The sequence below is a fragment of the Mesorhizobium sp. M0761 genome (genome assembly GCF_040320205.1).
In the GTDB taxonomy this organism is placed as follows: domain Bacteria; phylum Pseudomonadota; class Alphaproteobacteria; order Rhizobiales; family Rhizobiaceae; genus Mesorhizobium.
Genome location: NZ_JAMYPF010000002.1, coordinates 341,786 through 367,419, shown reverse-complemented (window position 1 = coordinate 367,419; position 25,634 = coordinate 341,786). Strand labels below are relative to the sequence as shown.

General features: G+C 62.6%; 32 protein-coding genes. 13 read left to right on the top strand and 19 right to left on the bottom strand.

Translation table 11 applies throughout. The features are described from left to right. Positions 1 to 11 precede the first annotated feature (11 nt). Complete coding sequence (locus NKI32_RS04725; RefSeq protein ID WP_353002083.1) at positions 12 to 704, bottom strand: helix-turn-helix transcriptional regulator; 693 nt, start codon at positions 702 to 704, stop codon at positions 12 to 14. A gap of 127 nt (positions 705 to 831) precedes the next feature. Here NKI32_RS04725 and NKI32_RS04720 point away from each other — a divergent pair, with 127 nt between their 5' ends. Further along, the gene (locus NKI32_RS04720) at positions 832 to 1,467 is read left to right on the top strand and encodes a LysE family translocator (protein ID WP_353002081.1); all 636 of its coding nucleotides are present in this window, start codon (positions 832 to 834) and stop codon (positions 1,465 to 1,467) included. Positions 1,468 to 1,582: 115 nt separating this feature from the next. Here NKI32_RS04720 and NKI32_RS04715 read toward each other — a convergent pair whose 3' ends face one another. The 12 genes from NKI32_RS04715 to NKI32_RS04660 form a co-directional block, all read right to left on the bottom strand. Then, on the bottom strand, positions 1,583 to 2,098 hold the full coding sequence (locus NKI32_RS04715; RefSeq protein ID WP_023702091.1) for an SRPBCC domain-containing protein: 516 nt from the start codon (positions 2,096 to 2,098) through the stop codon (positions 1,583 to 1,585). After that, positions 2,076 to 2,435 (bottom strand): ArsR/SmtB family transcription factor, encoded by a 360-nt coding sequence (locus tag NKI32_RS04710; protein ID WP_023672338.1) that lies wholly within the window; start codon positions 2,433 to 2,435, stop codon positions 2,076 to 2,078. Before NKI32_RS04710 ends, NKI32_RS04715 begins: the two co-directional genes overlap by 23 nt. Before the next feature lie 75 nt (positions 2,436 to 2,510). Then, on the bottom strand, positions 2,511 to 3,602 hold the full coding sequence (locus NKI32_RS04705) for a 3-deoxy-7-phosphoheptulonate synthase (RefSeq protein WP_353002079.1): 1,092 nt from the start codon (positions 3,600 to 3,602) through the stop codon (positions 2,511 to 2,513). 89 nt (positions 3,603 to 3,691) lie between these two features. Beyond that, positions 3,692 to 3,817, bottom strand: coding sequence for a hypothetical protein (locus NKI32_RS04700; protein WP_280800225.1), 126 nt, complete (start codon positions 3,815 to 3,817; stop codon positions 3,692 to 3,694). Positions 3,818 to 4,074: 257 nt separating this feature from the next. Beyond that, the gene (locus tag NKI32_RS04695) at positions 4,075 to 4,497 is read right to left on the bottom strand and encodes a type II toxin-antitoxin system VapC family toxin (protein WP_023672336.1); all 423 of its coding nucleotides are present in this window, start codon (positions 4,495 to 4,497) and stop codon (positions 4,075 to 4,077) included. Then, positions 4,494 to 4,757, bottom strand: a complete 264-nt coding sequence (locus NKI32_RS04690) for a type II toxin-antitoxin system prevent-host-death family antitoxin (RefSeq protein ID WP_353002076.1) — start codon at positions 4,755 to 4,757, stop codon at positions 4,494 to 4,496. Before NKI32_RS04690 ends, NKI32_RS04695 begins: the two co-directional genes overlap by 4 nt. Positions 4,758 to 4,828: 71 nt before the next feature. Continuing rightward, positions 4,829 to 5,623, bottom strand: a complete 795-nt coding sequence (locus tag NKI32_RS04685) for an SDR family oxidoreductase (RefSeq protein ID WP_023672334.1) — start codon at positions 5,621 to 5,623, stop codon at positions 4,829 to 4,831. A gap of 30 nt (positions 5,624 to 5,653) precedes the next feature. Next, positions 5,654 to 6,649: an inositol 2-dehydrogenase gene (iolG, locus tag NKI32_RS04680; RefSeq protein ID WP_353002074.1), complete on the bottom strand. Its 996-nt coding sequence runs from the start codon at positions 6,647 to 6,649 to the stop codon at positions 5,654 to 5,656. A gap of 112 nt (positions 6,650 to 6,761) precedes the next feature. After that, a complete protein-coding gene (locus NKI32_RS04675; RefSeq protein ID WP_027049093.1) occupies positions 6,762 to 7,544 on the bottom strand; it encodes an ATP-binding cassette domain-containing protein in 783 nt (260 codons plus the stop codon). A 2-nt stretch (positions 7,545 to 7,546) separates the two neighbouring features. Beyond that, positions 7,547 to 8,623 (bottom strand): ABC transporter permease, encoded by a 1,077-nt coding sequence (locus NKI32_RS04670; protein WP_023703753.1) that lies wholly within the window; start codon positions 8,621 to 8,623, stop codon positions 7,547 to 7,549. A 107-nt stretch (positions 8,624 to 8,730) separates the two neighbouring features. Further along, a complete protein-coding gene (locus NKI32_RS04665; protein WP_023684065.1) occupies positions 8,731 to 9,672 on the bottom strand; it encodes a sugar ABC transporter substrate-binding protein in 942 nt (313 codons plus the stop codon). 375 nt (positions 9,673 to 10,047) lie between these two features. Then, complete coding sequence (locus NKI32_RS04660; protein ID WP_023684066.1) at positions 10,048 to 11,079, bottom strand: LacI family DNA-binding transcriptional regulator; 1,032 nt, start codon at positions 11,077 to 11,079, stop codon at positions 10,048 to 10,050. Positions 11,080 to 11,253: 174 nt separating this feature from the next. Between NKI32_RS04660 and NKI32_RS04655 the strand changes: the two genes are divergently transcribed. From NKI32_RS04655 to NKI32_RS04645, 3 genes are all read left to right on the top strand, one after another. Next, positions 11,254 to 12,357, top strand: a complete 1,104-nt coding sequence (locus NKI32_RS04655) for a fatty acid desaturase family protein (protein WP_353002072.1) — start codon at positions 11,254 to 11,256, stop codon at positions 12,355 to 12,357. 85 nt (positions 12,358 to 12,442) lie between these two features. Beyond that, positions 12,443 to 12,757, top strand: a complete 315-nt coding sequence (locus tag NKI32_RS04650; protein ID WP_353002070.1) for a MocE family 2Fe-2S type ferredoxin — start codon at positions 12,443 to 12,445, stop codon at positions 12,755 to 12,757. A 4-nt stretch (positions 12,758 to 12,761) separates the two neighbouring features. Next, a complete protein-coding gene (locus NKI32_RS04645; protein ID WP_031196408.1) occupies positions 12,762 to 13,991 on the top strand; it encodes an NAD(P)/FAD-dependent oxidoreductase in 1,230 nt (409 codons plus the stop codon). A gap of 132 nt (positions 13,992 to 14,123) precedes the next feature. Here NKI32_RS04645 and NKI32_RS04640 read toward each other — a convergent pair whose 3' ends face one another. From NKI32_RS04640 to hslV, 5 genes are all read right to left on the bottom strand, one after another. Further along, positions 14,124 to 15,080: a DUF1402 family protein gene (locus tag NKI32_RS04640; protein WP_352500112.1), complete on the bottom strand. Its 957-nt coding sequence runs from the start codon at positions 15,078 to 15,080 to the stop codon at positions 14,124 to 14,126. Between the two features lie 323 nt (positions 15,081 to 15,403). After that, on the bottom strand, positions 15,404 to 16,717 hold the full coding sequence (gene hslU / locus NKI32_RS04635) for an ATP-dependent protease ATPase subunit HslU (RefSeq protein ID WP_023672325.1): 1,314 nt from the start codon (positions 16,715 to 16,717) through the stop codon (positions 15,404 to 15,406). Position 16,718: 1 nt separating this feature from the next. Then, the gene (locus tag NKI32_RS04630; protein WP_023672324.1) at positions 16,719 to 17,321 is read right to left on the bottom strand and encodes a DUF2585 domain-containing protein; all 603 of its coding nucleotides are present in this window, start codon (positions 17,319 to 17,321) and stop codon (positions 16,719 to 16,721) included. Positions 17,322 to 17,325: 4 nt separating this feature from the next. Continuing rightward, a complete protein-coding gene (locus NKI32_RS04625; protein ID WP_353002067.1) occupies positions 17,326 to 17,853 on the bottom strand; it encodes a GNAT family N-acetyltransferase in 528 nt (175 codons plus the stop codon). Continuing rightward, positions 17,843 to 18,394, bottom strand: a complete 552-nt coding sequence (gene hslV, locus NKI32_RS04620; protein WP_023672322.1) for an ATP-dependent protease subunit HslV — start codon at positions 18,392 to 18,394, stop codon at positions 17,843 to 17,845. The genes NKI32_RS04625 and hslV overlap by 11 nt, the downstream gene beginning before the upstream one ends. A gap of 237 nt (positions 18,395 to 18,631) precedes the next feature. Between hslV and hisB the strand changes: the two genes are divergently transcribed. The 9 genes from hisB to coaA all read left to right on the top strand — a co-directional run bounded on the left by hisB (position 18,632) and on the right by coaA (position 24,466). Then, complete coding sequence (hisB, locus tag NKI32_RS04615; RefSeq protein WP_023672321.1) at positions 18,632 to 19,231, top strand: imidazoleglycerol-phosphate dehydratase HisB; 600 nt, start codon at positions 18,632 to 18,634, stop codon at positions 19,229 to 19,231. 4 nt (positions 19,232 to 19,235) lie between these two features. After that, the gene (locus tag NKI32_RS04610) at positions 19,236 to 19,712 is read left to right on the top strand and encodes a DUF2628 domain-containing protein (protein WP_353002065.1); all 477 of its coding nucleotides are present in this window, start codon (positions 19,236 to 19,238) and stop codon (positions 19,710 to 19,712) included. Position 19,713: 1 nt separating this feature from the next. Beyond that, the gene (hisH, locus tag NKI32_RS04605) at positions 19,714 to 20,364 is read left to right on the top strand and encodes an imidazole glycerol phosphate synthase subunit HisH (RefSeq protein WP_352986403.1); all 651 of its coding nucleotides are present in this window, start codon (positions 19,714 to 19,716) and stop codon (positions 20,362 to 20,364) included. A 1-nt stretch (position 20,365) separates the two neighbouring features. Continuing rightward, positions 20,366 to 20,656, top strand: a complete 291-nt coding sequence (locus tag NKI32_RS04600; protein ID WP_023672318.1) for a DUF1330 domain-containing protein — start codon at positions 20,366 to 20,368, stop codon at positions 20,654 to 20,656. Positions 20,657 to 20,659: 3 nt separating this feature from the next. Next, positions 20,660 to 21,406 (top strand): 1-(5-phosphoribosyl)-5-[(5-phosphoribosylamino)methylideneamino]imidazole-4-carboxamide isomerase, encoded by a 747-nt coding sequence (hisA, locus tag NKI32_RS04595; protein ID WP_023687422.1) that lies wholly within the window; start codon positions 20,660 to 20,662, stop codon positions 21,404 to 21,406. Next, on the top strand, positions 21,403 to 22,239 hold the full coding sequence (locus NKI32_RS04590; protein WP_023681410.1) for an arginase family protein: 837 nt from the start codon (positions 21,403 to 21,405) through the stop codon (positions 22,237 to 22,239). The genes hisA and NKI32_RS04590 overlap by 4 nt, the downstream gene beginning before the upstream one ends. Further along, positions 22,236 to 23,042: an imidazole glycerol phosphate synthase subunit HisF gene (hisF, locus tag NKI32_RS04585; RefSeq protein WP_352510746.1), complete on the top strand. Its 807-nt coding sequence runs from the start codon at positions 22,236 to 22,238 to the stop codon at positions 23,040 to 23,042. The genes NKI32_RS04590 and hisF overlap by 4 nt, the downstream gene beginning before the upstream one ends. A gap of 8 nt (positions 23,043 to 23,050) precedes the next feature. Then, positions 23,051 to 23,374 (top strand): phosphoribosyl-ATP diphosphatase, encoded by a 324-nt coding sequence (locus NKI32_RS04580; protein WP_353002063.1) that lies wholly within the window; start codon positions 23,051 to 23,053, stop codon positions 23,372 to 23,374. A 132-nt stretch (positions 23,375 to 23,506) separates the two neighbouring features. Beyond that, complete coding sequence (gene coaA, locus NKI32_RS04575) at positions 23,507 to 24,466, top strand: type I pantothenate kinase (protein WP_023672313.1); 960 nt, start codon at positions 23,507 to 23,509, stop codon at positions 24,464 to 24,466. Here the strand turns inward: coaA and NKI32_RS04570 are convergent. Beyond that, complete coding sequence (locus NKI32_RS04570) at positions 24,453 to 25,589, bottom strand: phosphatase PAP2 family protein (RefSeq protein ID WP_352510642.1); 1,137 nt, start codon at positions 25,587 to 25,589, stop codon at positions 24,453 to 24,455. The genes coaA and NKI32_RS04570 overlap by 14 nt on opposite strands. Positions 25,590 to 25,634: the final 45 nt, after the last annotated feature.

The following is a 25,634-nucleotide window of genomic DNA, read 5'->3' as shown; positions in this document are numbered from 1 at the left end:
ATCCGCTCGCTTCAGCCGCCAGCGACAGCGTTCCAGCCATCGACCCAGACCTGCCGCAGGCGATCGCCTTCGCCCTTGAAGCGCAGGCCGGTCGCCCGGCAATCCGCGATGCGGTCGCTGCGGAAATTGCGGATGGCCTGGCGCAATTCGCACCAGGCGACGATGTTGGCGGTTTCTGAATAGTAGATCAGCGCGATTGGACGGATCAGCCGCTCGGAGGCGCGGCCGATTTCGTCGCGATAGGACAGGTCGAGCTTTTCCTCGTCGCGGATGGCGCGGCGCACAAGCGCCAGATCGATGGTGCCGATTGCCGGTGCTGCGAACCCCCAGACATGCAGTGCGTTGGCGTCGAACGCCTGGCGCAACGGCGGCGGCACGGCGCCGGCGATCTTGGCGCTGACGCGCTTGGCCGCCTGCTTGAGTTCGCTGTCTCCCGTGCGCTCCAGCAGGGCGAGCGACAGGACGATCGCTTCCATCTCCTCGATCGAAAACATCAGCGGCGGCAGGTCGAAGCCGGGCCGCAATATATAGCCGATACCGCGCCCGCCTTCGATCGGCACGCGCATCGCCTGCAGTGCGGCGATGTCGCGATAGATCGAACGCACCGTGACTTCCAGCTGCCCGGCGATCATGGCCGCCGTCACCGGCTGCCGCGCCAGCCGCAGGATCTGGATGATCTCGAACAGGCGCGACGCCTTGCGCATTTCCTCTCCCTGATGAAACGCTACTGACACATCCCCGTCAGTTGGGATGATTTATTGGACTGCCTATCGGGTTGAAAATCAACAAATTCCTCAACGGCACCCCAGCAGGAAGCGACAGGCAACTGACATGAGTTACGCGGAAAATCTCTGGCTGTTCTTTATCCTGCTGTCCGGCATCATCATCGTGCCCGGCATGGACATGCTGTTCGTGCTTGCCAATGCGCTCACCGGCGGCCGCGACCGGGGCCTCGCCGCCACCGGCGGCATCATGGCCGGCGGCATCGTGCACACGCTGAACGGCGCCATCGGCGTCGGCCTGCTGATGCATTTCGTGCCGATCCTGTACAAGCCGCTGCTGATAGCCGGCGCCGCCTACATGGCCTTCATCGGCATCTCGCTGATGCGCAGTTCCATCACCGTCGGCCATGACGGGCCCGCCGGCAGCCGTACGGCCTGGAAGGCCTTTCGCCAGGGACTGGTGACCTGCCTGATCAACCCGAAGGCCTATCTCTTCATATTTGCCGTCTATCCGCAGTTCCTGAAGCCGGATTACGGCCCGATCTGGATGCAGGCGACGGTCATGGGCTTGCTGACGATGCTGACGCAGGCCGCCATCTATGGCGGGCTCGCCATCACCGCCGGCCGCAGCCGCAATCTGCTGGTGGCCAATCCGCGGGCGACCGCTTTTGCGGGCCGGGCGGCCGGACTGCTGCTGTTTGCGGTCTCGGTGTTTACGGCATGGGAAGGGTTGAGGGCAGCGTGATCCCGATCAAGCGATGACGCCGCGTTTCTTCGCCTCGGCGCGGCGCTTGCGGATCACTGTCCCGGTCTTTTGGTCGTCGAGGGCGGCAGCTACCCCGTCCGCGAGACCGATGACGTCATGACCGCCTCACGCCCTCGCCCAAGACGACGAGAAGCTCGTCCAATTGCTCGAACGTCTCGCCCATCGCATCCGCCGCCCCGGTACCGGCCGCGTCGAGAGCCTCCTTCGAGGGATAGAGTTCGTGCATGACCAGCAGCGTCTTGCCACCCTTTTCCTCGAAGGTCAGCGTGGTGACGGGTCCACCGTCACCACCTTCGTCATTGGTCCAGACGAGGCGTGAGTGGGGTGTCACTTCGATATACCTGCCGAAGAATTCGTGAAGGTCCGAGGCGTCGTGGCCGAACACCAGGCGGTACGTGCCTCCGGTACGAGCATCCATCTCGCAGGAACGCAGGAACATGCCCATCGACTTCGGCACCCACCACTGCTTGAACAGCTCGGGCTTGGTCCACGCCTCGAACACGATGCGCGCCGGACCGTTGACCGTTCGCGTGACGACCAGCTCCCGTTCGGACTTCCGTTCGACCGTGGTGCGGCTGTTCGTGGGCTCACTCTCGGTTCTTTGGCGCATCGGCTTTCTCCTTCCGTTTCAATTCCTCGACAACCTTGTCCAACTCGTTGAAGCGTGCGTCCCAGAGCAGGCGGTGCCGCTCGATCCAGGCCGCCTCTTCCTCCAGTCCGCGCAGGCCGAGCTTGCAGGTCCGCACGCGGCCAACCTTCTGCGTGGTGACGAGCCCCGCCTGCTCCAGGACGCCGACGTGCTTCTTCATGCCCGTGAGGGTCATGTGGAACTTTCCGGCAAGCTCGGTGATCGAAGCGTCTGCGCGTCCGAGCTGCTCCAGAACGCCACGCCGGGTGGCGTCCGAGAGCGCGGCGAACGAGGAATCCAAGTCGGTATACTGAACCATACGGTTCAGTATTTAGCAGACCGGTTGCCGGGGTGCAAGGGGAGCCGCAGCGTCCTTCCCGCGCATCGCCTCGTATCAGGCGGCGCCCGGCCGGTTCTCCATCATGGCGCGGCGGGCTGAGCGGCGCCATTCTACGGCGCCGGCGAGGCCGTGCAGCACCGTCTCTGTGGTCGCCCAGTCGATGCAGCCATCTGTGATGCTCTGGCCATAGACGAGCGGCTTGCCTGATACCACGTCCTGCCGGCCGGCGACGAGATTGCTCTCGATCATGACGCCGATGATACGCTCGTCCCCTGCTGCCACATGGCCGGCGACATCGGCCGCCACCTTCGGCTGGTTCTCCGGCTTCTTGCTCGAGTTCGCGTGGCTGACATCGATCATCAGACGGGGGGCGACGCCGATGCGGGCAAGTTCGACCGAGGCCGCCTCGACGCTCGCCGAATCGTAATTCGGCTGAACGCCGCCGCGCAGGATGACGTGGCAGTCCTCATTGCCGGTAGTAGTCGCAATGCCGCTGCGTCCGCCCTTGGTCACCGCCATGAAATGATGCGGCTGGGCGGCGGATTTCACCGCCTCGGCGGCGATCCTGAGATTGCCGTCGGTGCCGTTCTTGAAGCCGACCGGGCAGGACAGGCCGGAAGCCAGTTCGCGGTGGATCTGGCTCTCGGTGGTGCGCGCGCCGATGGCGCCCCAGGCGACGAGGTCGGCAATGTATTGCGGCGTCGTCATGTCGAGAAATTCGGTGGCCGAGGGCAGGCCGAGATTGTTGACCGCCGACAGCACGTTGCGCGCCATCCGCAGCCCCTTGTCGATGTTGAAGCTGCCGTCGAGATCGGGATCGTTGATAAGGCCCTTCCAGCCGACAGTCGTGCGCGGCTTTTCGAAATAGACCCGCATGACGATCTCCAACCGGTCGGACAGGGTCTCGCGCAGCGCCACTAGCCGGCTGGCATAGTCAACGGCCGCGACCGGGTCGTGGATCGAACACGGGCCGACGATGACAAGCAGCCGGTCGTCGGTGCCGTTCAAGATGGCATGGGTGGCGTTGCGTGATGCGCTCACGGTGCGCGTTGCCATCAGCGTGCGCGGGATCTCCCGCATCACCTCGTCCGGCGTACTCAATTCTCGGATTTCCTTGACCCGAAGATCGTCTGTGGTGGTCAACACGGCTTTCTGCTCCTGTTTTTAGGAGACCTGCCGGCTGATACAAAAAAGCCGCCAGGTCTGGCGGCTGTTCGGACTTGTTGCTGCAATCTTCAGATCGAGCGCAATCCTCCCGCCGCCAGCGAGCTCGTAAAGTACCAATAGGTGGCGGTCAGGTTGATCATGAGGTTCATATAGTCGATGCCGAGGCGCTTGTCACGTGGGGTATGCGGAGACAATTCGGGATTGGCCGAATCCTCGCGATTTCGTCATCCCTGGGCGGAGCAGGAGCGAAGCTCCGTCGCGGAGACCCTGGGATCCATTCCGTGACCTGGGCCGTGGAGTGCGGCAGAGCAGAATTCTGGACCGTAGCAGCGCTCTGAAGTCGCGGCATGGATCCTCGGGTCTGCGCTGCGTCGCCACGCTCCTTGCTCCGCCCGTGGATGACGAAGTGCCGGCGGTTCGCCAATCGCCAACACGTATAACGCGGAGCGGCTCATGCGGTCCAGGGATCGAAGAGTTCAAGCCCAAAGCCTTCGAAATCTTTCGTATTGCACGTTGCCAAGGTGAGCTCGTGCGCAATCGCAGTGGCTGCGATCAGGCCGTCCATCGACGACAGACCACGACCGCGGCGCTTCGCAAGACCCATCAGGTCGCCCCAGGCCAAGGCAACCGCATCGTCCACCGGCAAAACCCGCTGTTCGAAGCGCTGGGGCAGGTCCCGGGCGAGCCATTCGGCCAGCGCCTCGCGTTTGCGGCCCTCATCCATCAGAGAGACGCCGCGCCGGATCTCGGCGATCGACACTACGCTGATGAAGGAGCGGTCCTCATCAAGCTCGTCCAGCCAGCCCAGGACACGTGCGTCAGGCGCTGGCCTCGTCACCTCGGACAGGACATTCGTGTCGAGCAGCAGTCTCACTGCGGCAGGTCACGCGGTTCGTCGCGCTGACGTTCAAGCTCGAGATCGGCGCCGCGCAGCGGCGAGTCCAGCAGGAACTCGGCAAGCGTACCCTTGCGTGCGATCTTGCGCTGCCATTCCTCGGCCGAGACGACAATCACCCTTGGTTTGCCGTTCTTGGTGATCGTCTGCGGCAAGGACTGTGCGCGCTCGATGACCTCGGAGAGCCGGGCTTTTGCCCCGGCAACCGTCCAGTTGGTGTCTTTGGATGACGTTAGCATCGCATGCTCGTGACTAGCCTGACTATCAGGACTATGTGGGAATGGCGATGTTGCTGCAACAGGGTTTGAGGCTACTCCGGCGAGGTCCCCGCGACGTTCTGGTCGTAGTCAACCAGCGAGCCGGTCATGACACCGGATTGCGGGCTGGCCATGTAGCTGATCAGCCGCGCCAGTTGGTCGGGCTTCACCAGTTGGCCCATGGGCTGGCCGGCCTCTGCCTTTGCCAGCCAGTCGTCGGAGGCACCGTGCCATTTCTTCTGCACGATGTCCTCGCCCTCGGTGTCCATCCAGCCCGGCAGCACGGCGTTGCAGCGGATGCGGTTGAAACGATAGGCGTTGGCGACGTTCTTGGTCAGCGTCGCCAGCGCGCCCTTGCTCGAGGAATAGGGCGCAAGGAACGACTGGCCGCAATGTGCCGACATCGACAGCACGTTGACGATCGAGCCCGGCGCCTTCTTGTCCAGCAGATGCGCCACCACGCCCTGCATCAGGAAGAAGGGACCACGCACATTGGTGTGGAAAATCTGGTCGAACACCTCTTCCGAAGTTTCGACAAGTGAACCACGCGCGGACGTGGCGGCGGCGTTGACCAGCGCGTTGATGGTGCCGAAATGCGAGATCGCGGTTGCCACCGCACGCTTGCAGTCCGCCACTTTCGAGACGTCGGCGCTGATGAAGATCGCATCGACGCCGGCCTTCTTGAAGTGGGCGACCGCCTTGTCGCCCTTCTCCTGCGAGCGGCCGATGAGCGCCAGCGCCTTGCAGCCCTCGTCGGCCAGCGCTTCGGCGACGGCAAAGCCGATGCCTTGCGCACCGCCGGTGACGATGGCGCGCGTGTTCGAATTGCGATCGGCGGATGTGCTCATCGCTCTGCTCCTGTGCCTTGGTTCCGGTTCTTACTTGTCGAGACGGACGGTCTTGCCTGATGTCGCCGACTTCAGCGCGGCATCGGCCAGCTTCAGCGCCACGAGGCCGTCGGCGCCGCTCGGCGATGCCTTCTTGCCCGAGGTTGCAGCAGTGATGAAAGCGGCAATCTCGATGGCGTAGGCGTCGAGATAGCGGGTCATGAAGAAATCGTGCAGCGGCGGGCGCGTATAGCCCTTCTCGTTGGCGACCTCTATCGACACCGGCCGCTGGTTTTCGGCGGCGACCATGCCTTTGGAGCCATGCACCTCGATGCGCTGGTCGTAGCCATAGGTGGCGCGGCGCGAATTGGAGATGACGGCCTGCTTCCCGGACGCGGTTTCGAGGATGACGCTGACCGAATCGAAATCGCCGGCCTCGCCGATCTTCTTGTCGACCAGCACCGAAGCATGGGCGCTGACCGCCGCCACCTCTTCGCCGAGCAGGAAGCGCGCCATGTCGAAATCGTGGATGGTCATGTCGCGAAAAATGCCGCCCGAGCGCTTGATGTAATCGACCGGCGGCGCGCCCGGATCGCGCGAGGTGATGGTGACCATCTCGACAGTACCGATGGCGCCGTCGTCGATCGCCTTGCGCACGGCGGCGAAGTGCGGATCGAAGCGGCGGTTGAAGCCGACCATCAGCGTCGCCTTGGCCTTGTCGACCACGGCCAGGCACTTCTCGACGCGCTTGACGTCGAGGTCGATCGGCTTCTCGCAGAAGATCGCCTTGCCGGCCTTGGCGAAACGCTCGATCAGATCGGCATGGGTGTCGGTCGGCGTGCAGATGACCACGGCGTCGATGTCGTTGGCCTTCTCGATCGCGTCGATGGTGCGCTCTTCGGCGCCATAGGCGGTTGCCAACTCGGTCGCCGCCTTTTCAAAAGCGTCGGCAACGGCCACCAGTCTGGCCTGCGGGTTGGAGCCGACGGCGCGGGCATGGACCTTGCCGATGCGGCCGGCACCGAGGAGGGCGAAACGAACAGTCATGGGGTTTTCCTCTAGGGGGATGGGTTCGAGAGAGTTGTGTCTCCACCTTCCTTTTGAGAAAGGTGGCAAGATAATTTTTCGAGCACGCCAGAAAACAGGATGACCATCCTGTTCAGGCCGCGAGTTCCGCCTCCCCCGTCTTGGCGCCGGTGATGTAGGAGACGATGTCGTTGCCGTCGGTGTTTTCCTTGCGCAGGTTGGCGACGATGCGGCCGCGCCGGAAGACGACGATGCGATCGCACAGGTCGAACACCTGGCGCATGTTGTGGCTGATCAGGATCAGCGGTTCGCCATTGTCCTTCAGGGTGCGGATGATGTTTTCGACCTGCGCGGTCTCCTGCACGCCAAGGGCTGCCGTCGGCTCGTCCATGATGATCAGCTTGGAGGCGAAGGTCGCCGTCCTGGCGATGGCAACGCACTGGCGCTGGCCGCCCGACATGTGGCGGATGGTGTTGGAGAGGTTGGGGATTTTCACTGCCGTGCGGATCAGCGCCGCCTCGGTCGCCTTGCGCATGTATTTGCGGTCGAGGATCGAGAACGGCCCGAGATTGAAAAGCACCTTTTCGCGGCCGAGGAACAGGTTCGACGGCACGTCGAGATCGTCGGCCAGCGCCAGATTCTGGAACACGGTCTCGATGCCCGCCGTGCGCGCTTCGATCGGCCCGGCAAAATTCACTTCCCTGCCGTCGAACCAGATCTGGCCGCTGGTGCGTTGCTCGACGGCGGTGATCTGGCGCACGAAGGTCGATTTGCCGGCGCCATTGTCGCCCATGATGGCGACATGCTCGCCCTTGCGCAGCTCGAAATTCGCGCCTTCCAGCGCGTGCACGCCGCCATAACGCTTGGTCAGGTTTTCGGTCTTCAGGACGATGTCTGTCGTGGAGATATCTGGCATGGTCAAGCCCTCAATGCCCGCATGCGCTGGCGCCATTGGTCGAGAACGACCGCGCCGACGATGATCACGCCCTTGACCATCTCCTGATAGTAGGCGTCGAGGCGCAGGAAGGTGAAGCCGGAAATGATGACGCCGAAGATCAGCGAGCCGATCACGGTGCCGACGATCGAGCCGCGGCCGCCCGACAAAGAGACGCCGCCGATGACCGCCATTGCGATGGCGTCGAGCTCGTACATGACTCCCATGCCGGACTGTGCCGTCAGGTTCTTGGAGGAGAGCACGATGGCGGCCAGCGCGGCGAGGATGCCGGCAATGACGTAGACGAGGATCTTGTGGTTGGCGATCTTGATGCCGGACATGCGCGCGGCATCCTCGTTGGAGCCGATGGCATAGCAATGCTTGCCGTAGCGTGTGTAGGTCATGATCAGCTGGAACAGCACCGCCAGCGACAGGAAGATGATGACCGGCATCAGCCCCTTGCCGATACCAGCGAAACTTTCGGTCGGAAACGAGATCGGCTGACCCTTGGACCACCATTTGGCAATGCCGCGCGCGGTCACCATCATGCCGAGCGTGGCAATGAACGGCGGAATGCGCGTGTATGCAATCAAGGAGCCGTTGACGAGACCGGCGAGCAGACCGCAGCCGATGGCGACCAGCACCGGCACGATAACCGGCAGGTCGGTCCAGCCTTGCGCCAGGAACATCGCCTTGGGGTTGGGGTTACCGTTGACCGTCGCCACCTGGGCAAAACTCATGGCGATCATGGCGGTGGCGCCGACGATCGAGCCCGAGGACAAGTCGATGCCGCCGCAAATGATCACCTGCGTGACGCCGATGGCGATGATGCCGACGATCGACACCTGCAGGATGATGATCTGCAGGCGGGCCTCATTGAAGATCCCGGCGACGTTGTCGCGCGTGTTGAACAGGAAGCTGTCGCCAAGAAAGATGCGGCCGATCATTTCGAAGATGACGACCAGAATGACCAGCGCCAGGAAGACGTTGAATTCGGCCGGCCATGTCCGCCTCTTCGCGTCATAGCTGACCCCGCCGACGCCATGAGATGTCTGTGACATGTCTGTCCTCCGTGAGGCGGCATTTGCCCTCCCGCACGTAAGGGCGGTGAGGGAAACGGGAGCGGCGCGATTGATGCGCCGCTCCGTTAGTCGAACGAGTTGCCGGCTCAGTTCTTCTTCAGGAACTTGTCGATGTTGGCCGGCGTAACCAGCTGGAAGGGCACGTAGACCTTGTGCTCGACCTTCTCGCCCTTGGCGAGCTTCAGTGCCGCGTCGAGCGCGCCGGCGCCCTGGCCGGCCGCGTCCTGGAACACGGTCGCATCGAGGTCGCCGGCTTGCATGGCGGCAAGCGCGTCCTGCGTGGCGTCGACCCCACCGACGACAACCGTCTTCATGTCGATGTTGGCGGCCTTCATCGCCTGGATGGCGCCGATGGCGCTTTCGTCATTGTTGGCGATGACGCCGTCGAACGGCTTGCCGGTCGACAGCCAGTTGGTCATCAGGTTCTGCGCTTCGTCGCGGTTCCAGTTCGAAGTCTGCTTGTCGATGATCTTGATGAAGCTGCACTCCGGCGTGGCGATCACCTCTTCGATGTCCTTGGTGCGCTGCACGGCGGCCTGGTTGGAAAGCTCGCCCATGATGACATAGACATTGGCTTCCTTCTTGCCGGCCTCGGTGAACAGGCGGCAGACTTCCTTGGTCTCGAGCGTGCCGGAATCGGCCTCGTTCGACGCGACGAAGGCCTGGTTGTCCGGCAGCGTGTCGACATTGACCGGCTGGCGGTTGACATAGACCAACGGGATCTTGGCGGCTGCGGCGGCGTCCGACATCGCCTGCGTGGCCGAGGTATCGACCGGGTTGACGATGATGGCGTCGACGCCCGAGGCGGCGAAGTTCTTGATCTGGTCGAGCTGCTTGGCGACGTCGTTCTGCGCGTCCTCGACCTGCAGTTCCACGCCGCTCATGCCCTTGGCCTGCTCGATCATGCCGTTGCGCAGCACGGTGAGGAAGTTGTCGTCGAACTTGGCCATCGACACGCCGACCTTGGCGGCAAAAGCGGACGAACTCATCAGCGCCGCAAAGGCGACGCCCAAAATCAGTTTCTTCATTGTGTTTCTCCTCCACATTGGTGTCCGGCTGCACCGATCTACCCGGAATCCCCGATAGCCCGAGGAATCGCTCCCTGATGCCTTCCTGTTCCGTATGGCGTTTTGTCCAAGGGATGGAACGCCAGGCTCCCAGTTTGAAACAGATGTTCCGGAACGAAAGAACCAAAATACCAATCTGATGAAATATTTATTCCATTTTTTCGCAAGACGTCAAGAGCGATTCCTAAGTCGGAAAGCGGATTTTCGGTCGCCGCGCCGCAATTTCACGTCGAATCAAGGCCGACAGCGGCCCAGGCCGAGTCTGAAGGCAGAATCTGATAGATTCTATCATCGCCGGGAGAGCCCACGCCGAACGGGTCGGCGCGGCAGAACGCGTTAGATATTTTCCGGCAGATAGATGTCGAAGGGCAGGAAGGTCTGGCCCGGCGCGTTGGCGGCGCCGGCCTCGATGGAATGCGCCATCAGGTCGACAAGCTCGCGGCACAAGGCGGCGAGCGGAGTCGAGATCACCATTGTCAGGATGTTGTCGGCGAGTGCCGCGCGCGATTCGGCGTTGATCTCGTTGCAGACGACCACCGGCATGTTTGCGGGCTTCGCTGCGCGCAGCGCCGAGACCGCGCCTTCCATGCCGCCGCCGGCGACATAGCAGCCGGCAAGATCCGGATACCGCACCAGGAGATCGATCATCGCATCGTGGGTGACCTGGTTGGCTTCCAGATTGACCAGCGTTTCCATCACCGTGAAGTCCGGCGCATGTTCGCGGAAGAAGGAGCGAAATCCGATCTCGCGCAGTTCATGGCCGTGGAAGCGATGACTGCCGACGAAAAGGGCGACCTTGCCGGGGTTCTTTGCCGCCCTGGCGATCATCCAGGCCGCGGTGCGACCGACCTTGCGATTGTCGAGGCCGACATATCCCTCACGGATGCCAGCGGCAAAGTCGGACAGCAGCGAGAAGACAGGTTGCCCCCTCGCTTTCAGCGACTCCACGACCGCCGTCAGCGTCGGATGGTCCGGACCGACAACGGCGATTGCTCTGGATTTCGCTGCCAGCTTGCGCATCTGGGCGGCGATCTCGTCGGCGGCTAGCGAGCTGGCGAAATCGATGGTGGCGACGCCGCGGAAGCGCTGCGATTGCGAGACCGCCATTTCTAGCTCCCTCGCGAAATCGCCGTAAAAAACATCATTGCCCCGCAGCAGCAGAAAGCCGAGGCGGTATTCCGGCAATTCCTGGCGCATGCGCCGCTTGATCAGCCCGGCGGCGTGGTAGCCGATGCCGGTCGCCGCCTCATAGACGCGGCGCGCGGTTTCCTCGCGCACCGGCAGCCGGTTGTTCAGCACCCTGTCGACAGTGGCGACGCTAACGCCGGAGATGCGCGCCAGATCGGTGATGGTTGGCCGTTTTGCCATGACTGTCCCGCATGAGTGCCTGCAACTGCTTACATCGTTCTGATGGAAAATGATAGAAACTATCTTTGTGATATTGAGACTATCACCGCATGGCGCTATTTTGCGCTCGGACACAGGCGCCTGTAATGGACATATCCGTCCTGACGGATGCTGTGGCCGACGGAGGCAGCCCCTATGGAAGCGACACTATCCACACCACCGTTTCGGCGCGACTACAGCCTGATCGGCCGCGATTCCAAGCTCGCCGTCGAGACCGGGCTGGCGGCGGCCGAGTGGTATCACACCGATATTCCGCGCAAGCAGATGAAGGAGCTGATGCAGCGCTCCGATGGGCCGGCGATCCGCGACACCGCGATCTGGCTGGCCGCGCTGATCCTGAGTGCCGCCGGCGGCGCCTGGTTCTGGGGCAGCTGGTGGTGCGTGCCGTTCTTCTTCGTCTATGGCGTGCTCTACGGCTCCTCCACCGACTCACGCTGGCACGAATGCGGCCATGGCACCGCCTTCCGCACCCAATGGATGAACGACGCCGTCTACCAGATCGCCTGCTTCATGATCATGCGCAATCCGGTGACCTGGCGCTGGAGCCACACCCGCCACCACACCGACACCATCATCGTCGGCCGCGACCCGGAAATCTCCGTCATGCGGCCGCCGGATCTGTTGCGCGTTGCGCTTGGCTTTATCGGCGTGCTGGATGCCTGGCATGCGATGTCGGACATGCTGCGCAACGCCGTCGGCAATATCAGCGCGGCGGAAAAGACTTTTATCCCCGAACAGGAGCAGCCTAAAGCCATTCGCATCGCCCGAATCTGGACGGCCATCTATGCCGTCACCATCGCGATCGCACTGTATTTCGGCTCATGGCTGCCGCTGATGCTGGTCGGGCTGCCCCGGCTCTACGGCGCCTGGCATCATGTCATGGTCGGCCTGCTGCAGCATGGCGGGCTCGCCGAAAATGTCGTCGACCACCGGCTGAACAGCCGCACCGTCTACATGAACCCGGTCAGCCGCTTCATCTACTGGAACATGAACTATCACGTCGAACACCACATGTTCCCGATGGTGCCCTATCATGCGCTGCCTAAACTGCATGCGCTTATCAAGCACGATCTGCCGGCGCCGACGCCGTCGATCCTGGCCGGCTACCGCGAGATGATCCCGGCCTTTTTGCGCCAGCTGCGCAACGAGGACTATTTCCTCAAGCGCGAACTGCCGCCAACGGCGCGGCCCTATCGCGAGGAACTCCACAACGACGCCGTCGCCGCCGCGGCGGAATGATCGCGCGATTAAGCTTTTGTTTTGTCGCAACTCCGAACGGAAAACCGCAACGCACTTTTCCTGGAATTGCTTTTGGGAGGAACACATGAGCGACTGGATCGAGGCCTGCGCCGCCGGCGACATCGACCAAGAAGATGTGATGCGCTTCGACCATGGCGGCCGCACCTTCGCCATCTATCGCAGCCCTGACGACGATTATTTCGCCACCGATGGCCTGTGCACGCACGAAAAGGTGCATCTGGCCGACGGGCTGGTGATGGACGACATCATCGAGTGCCCCAAGCACAATGGCCGCTTCAATTACAAGACGGGGGCGGCACGGGGCGCGCCGGTTTGCGTCAATCTCGCCACCTATCCGGTAAAGGTCGAGGCCGGCAAAGTGCTGATCCAGATCGGATAGGACCATGCAGGCGGGAATGGTCATCATTGGCGCCGGCGAGTGCGGCGGGCGGGCAGCGCTGACACTGCGCGAGCTGGGCTATGACGGGCCGGTGACGCTGGTGGGTGACGAACCCCATCTGCCCTATGAGCGGCCGCCCCTGTCCAAGGACGCAATGACGAGCGACGCGGCCGAGATCAAGACGATCGCCAGCGACGAAATTCTGGCCGAGAAATCGATCCGGCATATCCATTCCGTTCAAGCGGTGGCGATCGACCGCCCGGCGCATATGGTGCGGCTGTCGGACGGTTCGGCCCTGCCCTACGACAAGCTGCTGCTGGCGACCGGCTCGACACCGCGCAAGCTGCCGATGCCGGGATTGGGTCCGCGCTGCGTCTACCTCCGCACCTTTGCCGACGCGCTGGCCATTCGTGCCCACCTCAGCCCGGCAAACCGCATCGCCATCATTGGTGGTGGCTTTATCGGCCTGGAGCTCGCCGCTTCGGCGCGCAAGCTCGGGGCCAGCGTCACGGTCATTGAGGCGCAGCCGCGCATCCTCATGCGCGGGGTGCCGGCGGAGATCGCTGAAATCATCCATCAGGCGCATGAGGCCGAAGGCGTGACCGTGCTCACCGGTCAGGGCATCGCTGATATCGCCGACGACGGCGCTGAGGTGCACATCATGCTCGCCGATGGGCAGGACATCGTCGCCGATCTCGCCGTCATCGGCATCGGCGCCGTGCCGGTGACCGGGCTTGCCGCGGAAGCGGGCCTGACCGTCGATAACGGCATCGCCGTCAATGGCGAACTCCAAACAATCGATCCCGACATCTTCGCCGCCGGCGATTGCTGCTCGTTTCCGCTCGCTGTCTATGCTGGCCGGCGGGTGCGGCTGGAAGCCTGGCGCAATGCGCAGGAACAGGGTGCGCTGGCCGCGAAGAACATGTTGGGCGCCCGCGAAGCGCATGCCGCGGTGCCATGGTTCTGGTCGGATCAGTATGGTTTGTCGCTGCAGATCGCCGGCCTTTCGGACGAGGGCAAAAGCACGGTCCGCCGCGATCTCGGCGACGGTGCTTTTATTCTGTTTCATCTGGCCGAGGATGGCAGGCTGGTGGCGGCGAGCGGCCTCGGTACGGGCAATGCCGTGGCGCGCGACATCAGGCTGGCCGAGATGCTGATCGCCAAGCGGGCTAGGCCGGCGCCGGAGGCGTTGGGGTCGCCGGATGTGAAGCTGAAGTCGTTGCTGGCAGCGTGAAGGACTGACTTACCCTCCCCTTGTGGGGAGGGTCGCTGCGAAGCAGCGGGGTGGGGTGCGGCACCGGCCCCCACCCCGACCTGCGGTCCGACCTCCCCACAAAGGGGGAGGTAGACGGCTGAGCTAAGCCCGCTAAAACAGCGCCTTCAGCTCGTCCAGCTTGTCGTTGACCAGCCAGCCGTAATAATTCTCCTCGGGCAGTTTGACCGTCTCACCCGCGGCGCGGCGCTTGTCGTTCTCAGCCTTCAGCGCATAGGCGCGCTGCTCGGGATTGCCGACATTGTAGAGCGTGGCGGTCAGCCCCGGATTGCCTGAGATGTCGAAGCCGGCAATGTTTTTGTAGGCGTCGACCGATTTTCTGATCGTCGCTGCGACGTAGGGCAATGTCAGATCCGGATCCATGATCGTCTTGTAGACCCCATTGGGGTCGCCGACATCGAGTTCGGGCAGCCCCGAAACCTTATGCACGAGATCGCTCATCTGCAGCGCGGTCAGCGGGTTGAGCTGGCCGAGGCCAAAGGTCTGGCCGGCATAATAGGGCTGGAAGAAGGTGGCGCCGAAGCGGTCGTTGGGAAAGCTTGTGCCGCCGACGGTCTTGCCGCGGAAGGAGCGGTTCCACACCTGCTCGCGGCATTCCCACAGGTCGTAGCTGTCCGACATTGTGCACTTCTTGAATTCCGGCCGCTGCACGAAATCGGTGATGTCCTCGCCGTCATAGGCGAAGGACAGCTTGCTGGAGAGGTAGGAAATCGCCTTGACGTAGTAGGTCTGCAGCCGGTCGTAGGCGTCGACATTGTAGGTGTGCTCGCCGACGATGGCGCCGACGATGTGCAAAGGATTGATGCCGTAGGCAGCGGCGGCCTTCCTGATCTTGGCGCGCAGTTCGGCGTCGTTCTGAAGCAAGGCGTAGACCTTGCGGTATTTGGCCTGGAAGGTGGTGTTGGTGGCCTGGGTGCGGCGGCTGGAGGCGCCCGGTATGTCAGGTTGCACGGCATTGCGGTTGCCCGCCGGCACCAGTGTCGCCGCGTCGGCCGCGAACAGCGTCGCCGCCAGCGTCAAGCCGAGAATGACAAGGATCAGTTTTTTCATGCGCCGCCGCCCAAGCAATTCCAGGAAAGTGTGAAACGGCTTTCCGTCCGGAATTGCGTCTAGAGAATTGCCGCGCAAACTAGGGAGTGCTCCCGGTCGAGTCGAGAGCGCCCCTGCAGCCGGCAAGACGAAAGGTGGTCCGATGATACCATCCGGCCACACATCAACCTGTTAGCCGGATTGTTGCCTAAGCATCGGCCCAAAGATCGAAACCGATTTTTGGAAAGTCCGATGCATCGATTCAATACTGCTAGAGCGACCTTTGCGTGTCCAAAGGACGCGCGGCGCTCTAATACCGGCGCCGGATGAACCGGCGCCCTCGTTTAAAGGATGAATCGCGACAAATCTGTGTTTCGCGAGAGGTCGCCGACATGCTTTTCCACATAGGCGGCATCGATGGCGACGCTGGTGCCGTTGCGGTCGGGCGCGTCGTAGGAGATCTCGTCCAGCACGCGCTCCATCACCGTCTGCAGGCGTCTCGCTCCGATGTTTTCGACGCTAGCGTTGAGGTCGACAGCGATGCCGGCCAGCGAATCGATGGCATCGTCGGTGAAGGTGAGGTCGACGCCTTCGGTCTTCATCAGCGCGATATACTGCTTGATGAGGCTGGCCTCGGTCTCGGTGAGGATGCGAATGAAATCGTCCTTCTCCAGCGCCCGCAACTCGACACGGATCGGCAGGCGGCCCTGCAATTCCGGCAACAGGTCGGACGGCTTGGAGACATGGAAGGCGCCCGAGGCGATGAACAGTATGTGGTCGGTCTTCAACGGTCCGTATTTGGTCGCCACCGTCGTGCCTTCGATCAGCGGCAGCAGGTCGCGCTGCACGCCTTCGCGCGAGACGCCGGCGCCCATGCCGCCTTCGCGCGAGGCGATCTTGTCGATCTCGTCGAGGAAGACGATGCCGTCATTTTCGGTCGCGTCGAGCGCCCGGCGCACCACCTCGTCCTGGTCGAGCAGCTTGTCGGACTCGTCGTTGACCAACAGCGCGTAGGACTCCTTGACCGTCGTCTTGCGCGCCTTGGTCTTCTTGCCACCCATCGCCTTCGACAGCATGTCGTTGATGTTGAGCACGCCGATATTAGCGCCCGGCATGCCGGGGATCTCGAAGCCGGGCATGCCGCCGGTGCCGGTATCGGCAACCTCGATCTCGATCTCCTTGTCATCGAGCTCGCCGTCGCGCAGCTTCTTGCGGAAGGAATCGCGGGTCGCCGGGCTCGCCGTCTTGCCGACCAGGGCTTCCAGCACGCGCTCCTCGGCATTGAGGTGCGCGCGCGCCTTCACGTCCTCGCGCATCTTCTCGCGCACCAGGCCGATGGCGATCTCGACCAGGTCGCGGATGATCTGCTCGACATCGCGGCCGACATAGCCGACTTCGGTGAACTTGGTGGCCTCGACCTTGACGAAAGGCGCACCGGCGAGCCGCGCCAGGCGGCGCGAGATCTCGGTCTTGCCGACGCCGGTCGGGCCGATCATCAGGATGTTCTTCGGCATCACCTCTTCGCGCATCTGGCCTTCCAGCTGCTGGCGGCGCCAGCGGTTGCGCAAGGCAATGGCCACGGCGCGCTTGGCGTCCTTCTGGCCGATGATGAAGCGGTCGAGTTCCGAAACGATTTCACGGGGAGAGAAGGTGGTCATATCACTGAATTCCACTTTGCCACTGCTTGATGGACTCGAACGGATGCAGCAGCATGATCACGTTGAGCGTCAGATTGTCCCGGATGAGGTAGCCGACACCCAGTTCGAAGATGAGGGCGAGGCCGACGACCACCCATATAGGTAGCTTTCTGGCCATCACAAACCCCAGCACCATGGCCAGCGTGTCGGACACCGAATTGATGATGCTATCGCCATAGTAATCCAGCGAAATGGTGCCGGCGCGGTAGCGCTCGATGATGAACGGGCTGTTTTCCAGGAGTTCCCAGCCGCCCTCGATGACAACGGCGAAAGCCAGGCGCAGACCGATTGGCGAGCGCGGGAAGAGGAACCAGGCCAAGGCGTAGAACAGGAAGCCGTGGATGATGTGCGAGAACGTGTACCAGTCGGAAATATGCTGGGAATTCTCCGAACTGTTCACCACACCGTGCCAGAGTTTGACGTAACCGCAGGTGCAGATCGGCGTGCGGCCCATGCCGTAAAGCGCGCCGGCCTGGAAGATGAGCAGAGCGAGCACGAGCAGAAGCCCCATGCGCCAGCTGTCTTCATAGGCCGAGTAATTTTTGGCAGTGCCCGGTGTCGCCATCAACTCATTCCCCTTCTTCCGCGTCGCTCTCTTTGGCATCGACAGACATCAGCACGACGTCCCCATATCTAGAGTGTCTGCGATCGATAGCCCTGAAGCCCGCCTTTTCATAGGCGCGGATGGCGCGGCCATTGTCGGGATGCGGATCGATGATGACGCGCGGCGCGCCTTCCTCGAACAGTTGCTCAACGAATTGCCTGACGATAGCCGAGCCATGACCTTTGCCGACCAGGTCCGGCACGCCGATCGACAGGTCGATGCCGAGCGTGCCGAACGGCTGGTCGGCATAGGGATGGCCGTGTTCCAGATGCGGATCGTAGCTCTGCAGATAGGCGATCGGCCTGCCGTCGAGCTCGACGATCAGCGGCTCTACAGAAATAGAGTCGATGTGCTCCCGGATTTCGGCGATTTCCGTCTCCGGATCGTCCCACCATTCGGCGACATGCGGCTCGGCCAGCCAGCCGGCGATCATGGGCAGGTCTTTTTCGGCAACCGGTCGAAAATCATAGAGCACCGGCGGGTTAGCCGGCATCGAGCGTTTCGACAACAAAGTTGTTGTTGGTGTAGACGCAAATGTCGGAGGCGATCTGCATCGCCTTGCGGGCGATCTCCTCGGCATCCTTGTCGCTGTCCATCAGCGCGCGGGCAGCGGCCAGCGCATAGTTGCCGCCGGAACCGATGGCCATGACGCCGAATTCGGGCTCCAGTACGTCGCCGGTGCCGGTGAGCGCCAGCGAAACCGACTTGTCGGCCACCAGCATCATCGCTTCCAGCCGGCGCAGATAACGGTCGGTGCGCCAGTCCTTGGCGAGCTCGACGCAGGCGCGTGTCAACTGGTCGGGATATTGTTCGAGCTTGGCTTCGAGCCGCTCCAGAAGGGTGAAAGCGTCCGCTGTGGCGCCGGCGAAACCGGCAATGACATTGCCGCCCTTGCCGATGCGGCGCACCTTTTTGGCGTTGCCTTTCATGATGGTCTGGCCAAGGCTGACCTGGCCGTCGCCGGCGATCACCACCTTGTTGCCCTTGCGCACCGTCACGATGGTCGTGGCGTGCATACTCAGTTCATTGGACATTTTTAGCTCCGATTCGCGCGATCCCGATAAGGCGATTGGCGCGCGGTACGAGTGATTTCGATCGGCCATATGTATGCATGGGGCGGGTGATTGCAAACGGCGTACGCCATGGCCGGTGGCTGTCCGCATCGCAACTGGCAATCGCCGGATCATGCTGCTAGAAGGCTTTCGTTTTCAAGCAAATGACAGCTTGGAACCCCGTCTTGAGTTTCGAACCCCTCAGCCAAGGACAAGGTCATGGCGTCCCGTTCCGCCGAAGTCAGCCGCAAGACCAAGGAAACCGAGATCAGCGTCTCGGTCCATGTCGACGGCACCGGAAAATCCGACATGTCGAGCGGCGTCGGCTTCTTCGACCACATGCTGGACCAGCTGTCGCGCCACTCGCTGATCGACATCACGGTGAAGGCCAAGGGCGACCTGCACATTGACGACCACCACACGGTCGAGGACACCGGCATTGCGATCGGCCAGGCGCTGGCCAAGGCGCTGGGCGAGCGGCGCGGCATCATGCGCTACGCCTCTGTCGACCTTGCCATGGACGAGACGCTGACGCGGGCCGCGATCGACGTGTCGGGCCGTCCGTTCCTGGTCTGGAATGTCGCCTTCTCGTCGCCCAAGATCGGCACGTTCGACACCGAACTGGTGCGAGAATTCTTCCAGGCGCTGGCGCAGAATGCCGGCATCACGCTGCATGTCACCAACCATTATGGCGCCAACAACCACCATATTGCCGAGACCTGCTTCAAGGCGGTGGCGCGCGCGCTGCGTTTCGCACTGGAGCGCGACCCGCGCCAGCCGGAAGCGGTTCCCTCCACCAAGGGATCTCTGAAAGGGTAGGCTGATGGCCATCTATGTCGTGATGGAACCGCCAGGCCGCACCGAGGCGGCCGACGCAACCATTTTTGTCCGCGACGGTTTTTCCTGGCTGGCTTTCCTGGTGGCGCCGCTGTGGCTCGCCTGGCACAGGCTGTGGATCGAGGCGGCGCTCGCCTTCGTCGCCATGGGGCTCATCTCGGTGCTCGGCCAATGGCTGGGACTGGACTGGGCCGGCTCCGCACTGTCTTTACTGGTCTCGCTCTATATAGGGCTGGAAGGCCAAGGGCTGCGGATCGCAGCGCTGCGCCGCCGCGGCTGGCATGAATGGGGCGTCATCGAAGCCGACAATCCTGATGATGCCGACATTCGCCAGACGCTGGATGCCGAGGCGCTCGCCGATGAGCCGGCGCCGCTGCCGCGCATCGTGCCGGAAGCCAGCCTTGCCCGACCGGCTCAGATCGGGCTGACGCTGGGCCTGAGCCATACGCCGGGAAAAGCCTGAGATGCGGGTTGCCATCATCGATTACGGGTCGGGCAATCTGCGCTCGGCCACCAAGGCCTTCGAGCGCGCCGCGCATGAAGCCGGCATTGCCGCTGCCATCGAGCTGACCGCCGATGCCGAGCGTGTGCGCAGCGCCGACCGCATCGTTTTGCCCGGCGTCGGCGCCTATGCCGATTGTGCGGCGGGCCTGCGCGGCGTCGCCGGCATGTGGGAAGCGGTGGAAGAGGTAGCGATCGCCAAGGCGCGGCCGTTCCTCGGCATCTGCGTCGGCATGCAGCTGATGTCGGAGCGCGGCCTGGAAAAGACCGTGACCAAGGGCTTCGGCTGGATTGCCGGCGACGTCAAGGAGATCACGCCCGCCGATCCGGCACTGAAGATCCCGCAAATCGGCTGGAACACCATCGATCTGGAGCGCAAGCACCCGCTGTTTTCGGGTATTACGACCGGGCCTAAGGGTCTGCACGCCTATTTCGTTCATTCCTACCATCTCGAGGCGACAAGGCCGGACGAAGTGCTGGCCGTCGCCGATTATGGCGGCCCGGTAACGGCGGCGGTCGCGCGTGGTAACCTTGCCGGCACGCAATTCCATCCGGAAAAGAGCCAGGCGCTCGGCCTGGCACTGATCACCAACTTCCTGCGCTGGAGGCCTTGAGATGAGCAAGAAGGGCTACTGGATGGCGATGGTCGATGTGACCGATCCGGAAAACTATCCGAAATACATCGCCGCCAACAAAGCGGCGTTCGACAAATACGGCGCGAAATTCCTGACGCGAGGCGGTCAGTCGTCAAGCCCGGAAGGGCCATCCGGCAATCGCCATGTGATCGTCGAGTTCGAAAGCTACGAGGTCGCGCTGGCTTGCTTCCATTCCCCCGAATACCAGGCAGCGCTGAAATTCCGGCGCGCTTATTCGACCTCGCATTTCGCCATTGTGGAAGGGGTCTGAACGGTGATCCTGTTTCCGGCCATCGACCTCAAGGACGGCAAGTGCGTGCGGCTGAAGCACGGCGATATGGCGACCGCGACCATCTACAATGACGATCCGGCGGCCCAGGCCAAGGCCTTCGAGGACCAGGGTTTTGATTGGCTGCACGTCGTCGACCTCAATGGCGCGTTCAAAGGCCAAAGCGTCAACAGCGCGGCGGTCGGCGCCATCCTCAAGGCGACGAAAAACCCGGTGCAGCTCGGCGGCGGCATCCGCACGCTGGCGCAGATCGAGGATTGGCTCGACCGCGGGCTGGCCCGCGTCATCCTCGGCACAGTGGCGGTGCGCGATCCCGACCTGGTCCGGGAAGCCTGCAAGGAATTTCCTGGAAAAATCGCCGTGGGCATCGACGCCAAGGGCGGCAAGGTGGCGGTCGAAGGCTGGGCCGAGGCCTCCAGCCTCGGCGTCATCGAACTCGCGCAGAAATTCGAAGGCGCCGGCGTTGCCGCCATCATCTACACCGACATCGACCGCGACGGCGTTCTGACCGGCATCAACTGGGATGCCACGATCGATCTCGCCGACGCGGTGTCGATCCCGGTCATCGCCTCGGGCGGGCTGGCTTCGATCGCCGACATCGTGCGCATGACCATGCCCGACGCGAAGAAACTGGAAGGCGCCATCTCCGGTCGCGCGCTCTATGACGGGCGCATCGACCCGGCCGAGGCGCTGGCGGTGCTGCAGGGCAAGGCGATGGAGACCCGGCCGTGAAAATCTCCATCATCCTGGCCTCTTATGACAGCGGCCACTATCACGGCGGTATGGGCCGAGGCCCGGATGCACTCATCGCCGGCGGGCTTGTCGACGCGCTGACGCTCTCCGGGCATGACGTCGTCGTCACCGACATCGGCAGGGTTGGCGACGAACAGCAGCGCGAGATCGCCACCGGCTTTGCCGTGTGCGGTGCCGTCTCCGGCGAGGTCCGCATCGCCATAGACCGCGGCCGGTTTCCCATCGTGCTGGCCGGCAATTGCCTGACATCGGCCGGTGCGGTTGCCGGCGAGGATGCCGATGCGATCATCTGGGCCGACCAGCATGGCGATCTCAACACGCCGGAGACGTCCATCTTCGGCTTTCTCGACGGCATGGCGCTGGCCACGGTTCTCGGCCTGTGCTGGAAGCCGATGGCCTCGGCCATCCCCGGCTTCAGGCCGATCGATCCGGCGCGCTGCGTGCTGGTCAACGCGCGCGATCTCGATCCGGCCGAAACGGAGCTGTTGAAGACGTTGCCGGTCATCCGCACCGAATGCCCGGACTGGGCGACGGCGAGCGGCAGGCTGAAGGCGCCGGATGCGAAGCGGGTGCACCTGCATCTCGATCTCGACGTGCACGACCCCGGGGCGCTGCAGGCCAACCGCTACACCACGCCCGGCGGCCCGGAGCCGAAACAGCTGCGCCAGGCTGTCTGCGGCATGGCCGGCCTGCTGCCGATTTCCGGCATCACCATTTCCGCCTACGATCCGGCGTTCGATGCGCAGGCCGAGGTTCCGCCGCTGGTCGGCGAACTGCTCAGCGAGTTGCTGGCGACGATGGAGAAGGGCTGATGCTGAAGGCCCGAGTCATCCCTTGCCTCGACGTCAAGAACGGCCGCGTCGTCAAGGGGGTCAATTTCGTCGACCTCATCGATGCCGGTGATCCGGTCGAGGCGGCCAAAGCCTATGACGCGGCCGGCGCAGACGAGCTTTGCTTTCTCGATATCACCGCGTCGTCCGACAACCGTGAAACCATCTTCGACGTCGTCGCCCGCACCGCCGAACAATGCTTCATGCCGCTGACCGTCGGCGGCGGCGTGCGCCAGGTCGCCGATATTCGCAAACTGTTGCTGGCCGGCGCCGACAAGGTGTCGATCAACACTGCGGCGGTGAAGAATCCCGATTTCGTCGCAGAAGCCGCCGACAAGTTCGGCAACCAGTGTATTGTCGTCGCCATCGACGCCAAGAAGGTGTCGGCGCCGAAAGAGCCCGGCCGCTGGGAGATCTTCACCCACGGTGGCCGCGAAAAGACCGGCATCGATGCGGTCGAGTTCGCGCGAAAAATGGTCGATCGCGGCGCTGGCGAGATCCTGCTGACCTCAATGGACCGCGACGGCACCAAGGCCGGTTACGACATTGCGCTGACCCACGCGATAGCGGATGCGGTGCGCGCGCCGGTGATCGCGTCGGGCGGCGTCGGCACGCTCGATCATCTGGTCGAGGGCATTCGCGACGGCCATGCCGGTGCCGTGCTCGCCGCCTCGATCTTCCATTTCGGCACTTACACGATTGCGGAAGCCAAGGCGCATATGGCCGAGGCCGGGCTGCCGATGCGGCTGGACTATCCGGTTCAATCCACTCCACAAAGGCTGTAGGCTGCGCCATGGCTGAATTTTCGCTGTCCGATCTGGAAACGATCATTGGCGAACGCGCCCGTTCCGGCGACCCGGACTCGTGGACGGCAAAACTGTTCGCCAAAGGCATCGACAAGGCGGCGCAGAAGCTTGGTGAAGAGGCAGTCGAGACCGTCATTGCCGCCGTCAAGGGCGACGAGAAAGCCCTCGTTTCCGAAAGTGCCGATCTCATATATCATTGGCTCGTCGTGCTTGGCATGGCCGGCGTTTCGCTGGACGAGGTGCTGAAAGAGCTTGAGGGCCGCACCGGCCGTTCGGGCGTCACTGAAAAGGCATCCCGGCCGAAAGGCTGACCGCTAGAGCCGGGTGATTTCGGGCCGAGGCCTTAAATCTGAATCCGTCTCTAAATTGATAGAGGGAGCATGATGTCGCCCGAAAACCGCTTCACACTTTTCGGCATCATGCTCTAGAGGGCAGGAAACTCGATGGACCAGCTCGCTCCGACCGAGAAATACTCCCCCTATCGTTTCTTCTCGGCCGAGCAATGGTCGAACTTCCGCGCCGACACGCCGATGACGCTGGGCGAAGACGAGATCAACCGTCTGCGCTCGTTGAACGATCCGGTCGACCTGGAAGAAGTCAAGCGCATCTATCTGTCGCTCTCGCGGCTGCTTTCGGCGCATGTCGAGGCCAGCCAGTTGCTGTTTCGCCAGCGCCAGGCCTTCTTCAACGCGCTGGATGTGGTAAAGACACCGTTCATCATCGGCATTGCCGGTTCGGTTGCGGTCGGCAAATCGACCACGGCGCGCGTGCTGAAGGAGCTTCTGGCGCGCTGGCCGTCGAGCCCCAAGGTCGATCTCATCACTACCGACGGGTTCCTGCTGCCCAACAAGGTGTTGCGACGCGACAATCTGATGGAGCGCAAGGGCTTTCCCGACAGCTACGATGTCGGTGCGCTGCTGCGTTTCCTCTCGGGCATCAAGTCGGCCCAGCGCAATGTCCGCGCGCCCGTCTATTCGCATTTGACCTATGACGTCATTCCCGGCGAGTTCGTCACCATCGACCGGCCAGACATTCTGATCTTCGAAGGCATCAACGTTCTGCAACCCGGCAAATTGCCGAAGGACGGCAAGATAGTGCCGTTCCTGTCGGATTTCTTCGATTTCGCCATTTATATCGACGCCGACGAAAAGCTGATCCACCAATGGTACATCGCCCGCTTCATGCGCCTGCGCGAGACGGCCTTCCGCAATCCGGACTCCTTCTTCCACCGCTATTCGCAGCTTTCGGAAGACGCCGCGCGCGCCATTGCGGAAGGCTTGTGGGCCAACATCAACCTGAAAAACCTGCGCGAGAACATCGTGCCGACACGGGCGCGGGCCGACCTCATCCTGCGCAAGGGCGCCAATCATCTGGTCGAGGAAGTGGCGCTCAGGAAACTGTGACGACCGCCTCCGGGCGGCTGCCGCCAGCCGCCGATTGCCGGGCCGGGCCTGGCATCAGGATTTCGCCGTCGGGTACCAGCTTGCGGACGGCCGCACATAGGGCGATCGTGAGCGCGACCGCCGCATAACCATCGATCGCATAGTGCCAACCAAGATAGACCGAACTCGCGACTATGAAGGCGACATACAGAAATGCGATGGCGCCCAACCGCTGGTCGTACTCCCAGGTATACACCGCATTCAGGGTGATCAAGGCGACATGAACGCTTGGAAATGCCGATATTCCCGACGCGAGTCCAGTCACACCCTCGGTCTGGAGCGTCCACAGATACTGCTGGTACACGGCGGCGGAACTCGCCGACGGGCTTTGCGCAAGAAACGAAAGCTGTTCACCGAAGCGTGGCACATCGCCGGTGACATAGCCGTAGAACGCCGGTCCGGCCGACATGAACAGCCCGGCCAGGATGTTTCCGACGACTACCCACACCACCATGAAGGACAGCACATAGCGTCTCTTCAGATGCGTGGTGCGTGGTGACGTGACCATGAAAAACAGCATGCTGTAGCAAATGATGAACCACAGCATGTCGTAGTTCCATCCGACGGTTTCCCGTACCCAGTCATGCTTGCCGATAACGTAGAGCCATCGCCACGGATCAGTGCCGAAATGCAGATAGGCATCGATATCCGCCAAGGCGCGATCATAGGGGAAACCTTTCCACAGGACGGACATGCCGTTCTTGACCGAGGTGAAGGTGCTTTGGAAAATCATGATGCCCATCAACAGACATATGCCGGAAAAGAGAACCGCCATCCGCTCGGCTGAGAACATCTTGCCCGCAGCAAATTTCCGCCGACGCTCAAATCGATGCAAAAGCCAGCCGGTTTCCAGGAGAAGCGATACCGCCGGCAGCACGAAACCGAAAACCATAAGCCATATCGGCACGTAGGTCTGGTATGCGGTGCGATGGAGCGCGCCGACCCAAGCCAGAAACCCCAGCCCCGTTGCAGTGTAGATGCCAATGAACAGGTAGAGCGATGCATCCGAGCGGGCGATCGAAACCGTGCGCCATGCGGCATTTCGAATGTAGCGCCAAATCACTTCGGATTCGATTTCGAGCATGGTATCCACACCGGGAATGATGACGTTTTGGCGCAGACTAGCGGC